Origin of the sequence: Paenibacillus sp. OT2-17 (assembly GCF_009827695.1) — a bacterium.
Classification (GTDB): domain Bacteria; phylum Bacillota; class Bacilli; order Paenibacillales; family Paenibacillaceae; genus Paenibacillus; species Paenibacillus polymyxa_B.
In genome coordinates this window covers 1-4,106 of the sequence record NZ_WUDQ01000318.1, presented here as the reverse complement: position 1 = coordinate 4,106, position 4,106 = coordinate 1, and the positions used below count along the sequence as shown (strand labels likewise).

Annotated in this window: 6 protein-coding genes and 1 pseudogene; 6 read left to right on the top strand and 1 reads right to left on the bottom strand. The window is 45.7% G+C overall.

Features of this window, described 5'->3' with window-relative positions:
• Window positions 1-335, top strand: a 335-nt coding sequence (locus tag GRP75_RS20325; protein WP_160790196.1) for a substrate-binding domain-containing protein, incomplete at its 5' end; no start/stop codon positions are given.
• Between the two features lie 65 nt (window positions 336-400).
• Window positions 401-1,051, top strand: coding sequence for a hypothetical protein (locus GRP75_RS20320; RefSeq protein WP_076295527.1), 651 nt, complete (start codon window positions 401-403; stop codon window positions 1,049-1,051).
• 160 nt (window positions 1,052-1,211) lie between these two features.
• Here GRP75_RS20320 and GRP75_RS20315 read toward each other — a convergent pair whose 3' ends face one another.
• Window positions 1,212-2,141 carry an AraC family transcriptional regulator gene (locus tag GRP75_RS20315; RefSeq protein ID WP_160790198.1) on the bottom strand — a complete coding sequence of 310 codons (930 nt, stop codon included), beginning with the start codon at window positions 2,139-2,141 and terminating at the stop codon, window positions 1,212-1,214.
• Between the two features lie 172 nt (window positions 2,142-2,313).
• Between GRP75_RS20315 and GRP75_RS20310 the strand changes: the two are divergent.
• From GRP75_RS20310 to GRP75_RS20295, 4 genes and pseudogenes are all read left to right on the top strand, one after another.
• Window positions 2,314-2,463 (top strand): annotated as a pseudogene (locus GRP75_RS20310) (Atu4866 domain-containing protein); the annotation flags it as partial.
• Window positions 2,464-2,476: 13 nt separating this feature from the next.
• A complete protein-coding gene (locus GRP75_RS20305) occupies window positions 2,477-3,214 on the top strand; it encodes an SDR family oxidoreductase (protein WP_028542250.1) in 738 nt (245 codons plus the stop codon).
• 220 nt (window positions 3,215-3,434) lie between these two features.
• Window positions 3,435-3,713, top strand: a complete 279-nt coding sequence (locus GRP75_RS20300; protein WP_013311367.1) for an ArsR/SmtB family transcription factor — start codon at window positions 3,435-3,437, stop codon at window positions 3,711-3,713.
• Between the two features lie 71 nt (window positions 3,714-3,784).
• Window positions 3,785-4,106 (top strand): MFS transporter (locus GRP75_RS20295; protein ID WP_160790195.1); only part of this gene is annotated, 322 nt, incomplete at its 3' end.

Here is a 4,106-nt window from a genome sequence, read left to right as displayed (position 1 = left end):
GCTTGAAACATATGCCAGATGCTATTTATGCGGTTAACGATATGGTGGCGATAGGGATCGTCAATCGATTTAAGGATTTGGGCGTAAAAGTGCCAGATGAGGTTGCTGTAGTCGGTATTGATAACAATCTGTGGGCTATGGTAACGACCCCTCAGATCAGCTCAGTTTCCATCATGGGGGAAGAGGTGGCACGGTTGGCTGCGGAGCTGCTGCTCAAGCGGATTCAGGAACAGACACCTGGGGATTATGAGCGTGTGCAATTCGAGCCTCGTCTGATCGTGAGGGAATCGAGCGTCTCTGTGATCCGTAAGCCCACGGTAGGGCGTGATGAGTAGTAGGGTATGAGTGGATTTTGGACAATTATAACGACCATTGTTTGTTCAGACAGGAGAGTGGATTCATGTTAAAAGGTAATGCGTTCGTTTCTGTAGCTTGTACTGCACTATTGCTGGCTGTAACCATAGGGTGCACTCCCCATCCAGTGGGACAGGATGCTGAAACTGCGGCGCCGTCCAGGGCAAACAATGGGGAGTCCAAGCAAACTGTAGCCAATACGCAGCACACCCAGCAAAGTAAAGAGGAGCTAGTGCTGTCCTTTTATAAGGATTCATCCCTCAGTGATGAAGCAAAAGTACGTCATATGACGGACCATTTAGCAGGAATCCAATGGGGAAAGATAAACGAAATCAAAGAACATCAAAGCCTGGAAATTATCGAATATCTGTATAGGCAGCGTGCTTTTATTCCATCGGAAAGCTTTGCAAATCTGATTCAGGCTTCTGACGGATTGGATGGAGCTTTAAGCGAAAGCTATGCTGGTCTTATGGGAGATTTGTTTACAAGAGATAGAACTGCGATGACTCGAGCATTGGCAAATATGGACAAAACCAACCGCACACAAGGTATAGGAAGCATCGGGTATGCTCTCAGTTATAGAGAACCCAAGGAAGTCAAGAAAGAGATTCAACAATGGCAGGCAGGACAAAAGCTTACTACGGCAGAGAAGGATGTCATCCGAGCCTTGTTCGTCAAGCTGGATAATCCGTATTGATGCTCAAATAGTGATGACCACATGCATAGAGGAATATATTGAACAGCCGCGTCTCTACCGGAGGAGCGGCTGTTTTGTGCTGTTTTTTACATCCTGGCATTTATGATTGGGATAAACGTTAGTAGAACCATTGGTTTCAGATGTTCATCTAACAATGGGTTCAAGTGGTCATGTGATCCTGATCTGAGCGCAAGCGTTTAATATCACTAATTGGAGGCAGGCCGAACAAGCGGGCGTATTCGCGGCTGAATTGTGAGGGACTCTCGTAACCTACCTGAAAACCGACATCTGCCGCATCCGCTGATTCAGATAACAACAGGCGGCGGGACTCTTGTAGACGTAATTGTTTTTGATATTGCATTGGGCTCATAGCCGTAACCTCTTTAAAATGACGATGTAGTGACGAAGGACTCATATTCGCTAGTTTGGACAATTCCTCAATACGTAACGGCTTATCATAATCCTTCTTAATCCGCTTTATGACTTCTGCGATTCGGTTGGAATGGCTGCCGGTCATGACCAGTTGTTTTAAGGATTCCCCCTGATTCCCCTGTAAAATCCTATACAGTATCTCACGAATGACTAATGGAGCCAGCACCGGAACATCTTGCGGGTTTTCCAAAAGATGCACTAGCCTTACCACGGCATCCAGCAGTAGAGAGTTAGTTTGGCTTACATACAAGCCTCGTCTGGAATCAGGCATTGGGCTTGTGGGAAAAGCAGATTCCTTGATCAGGTCCAAAACCTGATGCGGATCAAAATTGAGCCGGAGGCACAAATAAGGAGCTTCTGCTGACGCTTGAATGACCTGCCCGGAAATCGGCAAATCCACCGACACAACAAGGTAATCGGATGTGCCGTAATGGTAACTTTCCTCTGCGAGCATCACGACTTTTCTGCCTTGTGCCACAATACATAAAGCAGGTTCATGGACTTGATGTATCGGTACGGTTGTATTTGAACTTCGGACGAAATGAAGCGAAGGTATGGCTGTAGTGAGAACTCCGTCCTGATTTGAAAATCGTTCTATAAGCCTTGCCAACTCGGCTTGTTTTTCCATGGTAGAACCTTCTATTTTGGTTGCCCCCATCATGACACATCCCTTCTTTGCAACGTAGCCCGTTTTCATTTTCAGTAGTTTATTACATATTAAGGGTCTTTGGAGGATTAGGCAATAATTTGCTCTGATTCTTCTACCAGCTCAAAACATCATCGTCTCATAATAAGGGTACAGAAACAACGCCAAATGAACAGAAGCACGTGATCAGAGGCAAAGTGCCTACACAGGTAGCTACATCGTGGAAGGTGACCATATCAAGTATGTGGGCGACACCGGATTTACGGCAGATGGCGAATTTGAGGATGATGTTCTGTATCATGCAGGAATGTTTTTGAGTCCGTTTTTAAACTAAAGGAGGAATAAGAATGTTGGATATTAAAGGGAAAGTCGTAGCTATTACGGGGGCAAGCAGTGGGATCGGTGAAGCTACTGCCCGTTTACTTGCTCACCATGGGGCTCATGTAATATTAGGGGCCAGACGCACAGAGCGACTGGAGGCTCTGACATCCGAGATTCGTTCTAAAGGTGGATCGGCTGATTATCAGCAACTGGATGTGACTAAGAGGGACCAGATGGAAGCGTTCATTAAGTACGCGGAAAAAACATTTGGGCGTGTGGATGTCATTTTGAACAATGCGGGAGTGATGCCTCTTTCAAAATTAGAAGCCCTGAAGGTAGAGGAATGGGATCGCATGATTGATGTAAATATACGGGGCGTTCTGCATGGGATTGCGGCAGGGCTTCCGATTATGAAAAAGCAAGGATTTGGTCAGTTTATCAATATCGCCTCTATTGGCGCGTATAGTGTAACCCCGACTGCAGCGGTGTATTGCGCAACGAAGTATGCGGTTCGGGCGATTTCTGAAGGATTGCGTTTGGAGGTGGGGGGAGATATTCGTGTGACGCTGGTATCGCCAGGAGTAACCGAATCTGAGCTTGCTGACAGTATTTCAGATGAAGAGGCCCGGCAAGGAATGAAAGAGTACCGTCGTATTTCGATTTCGCCTGATGCCATTGCGCGTTCCATTCTGTATGCCATGGAGCAGCCAGCGGATGTAGATGTTAATGAAATTATTGTCAGACCCACGGCAAGCCCGAATTAACGCCATAGCATCCATGATTCTCCCTCTCTACTCAGATCATTTTTCCCTCCATCCTTTATGGATGGGGGGATTTATCGGATGAGAAAGAACATTATTCACACCACAGAGTGTAAAATAGCTGTACCTTTATAATAAACGGGTTTACTTTTACAAATGTTTGTGATAATTTTATTTCGACAAACATCGAAATTAAGACTGGAACAGAAGGGAGCCGAACAGGGTGAAAGATACAACAGAGATGCAGCAGGCTGTAAAAATATATAAAGCACTTGGAGAACCGACTCGTCTCAAAATAGCACTTCTGCTAAAAGAGGAAAGTGACCAATGCTGCTCTGTGCTGGGCGAGAAGCTGAACAGTGTAGCTATTTCAACGCTATCGCACCATCTGAAGCAAATGGCAGAGTCGGGGCTGCTCACATACCGTAAAGAGGGGACGTTTATTTATTACAGCTTGGATGTGGAAGCAGCGCAGAAATATGCCCCGTTCCTGATAACATAAATTTTTTTAGTCTTAATTTCGATATTTGTAAAAATATAAAAATAACAAAAGAAAAGAGGCGTTATTTAAAAATGCAGAGCACGTGGAAAGTGTATATTTTGGCAATTGTTAGTTTTTTGGTAGGCACATCCGAATACATTATCTCAGGCGTTTTGGATCAGATTGCAACAACCATGGGGATTACGGTGTCCGCAGCGGGCCAGCTGATTACAGTCTTTTCCCTTGCTTACGCGATTGGCACGCCGATCCTGATGGCAGTAACCGCCAAATGGGACAGACGCAAGCTGCTCTTGAGTTCCCTCGGATTATTTGCAGTAGCCAATGTCCTCTCCTTTGTTCTGCCGGGTTTTGGAATGTTTATCGCCGCACGTATCCTTATGGCCCTCGAGGCGG

Excerpts from the sequence above, each read along its gene's own strand:
- GRP75_RS20320 (WP_076295527.1), top strand. The coding sequence starts at position 401 with ATGTTAAAAGGTAATGCGTTCGTTTCTGTAGCTTGTACTGCACTATTG.
- GRP75_RS20315 (WP_160790198.1), bottom strand. The coding sequence starts at position 2,141 with ATGGGGGCAACCAAAATAGAAGGTTCTACCATGGAAAAACAAGCCGAG.
- GRP75_RS20305 (WP_028542250.1), top strand. The coding sequence starts at position 2,477 with ATGTTGGATATTAAAGGGAAAGTCGTAGCTATTACGGGGGCAAGCAGT.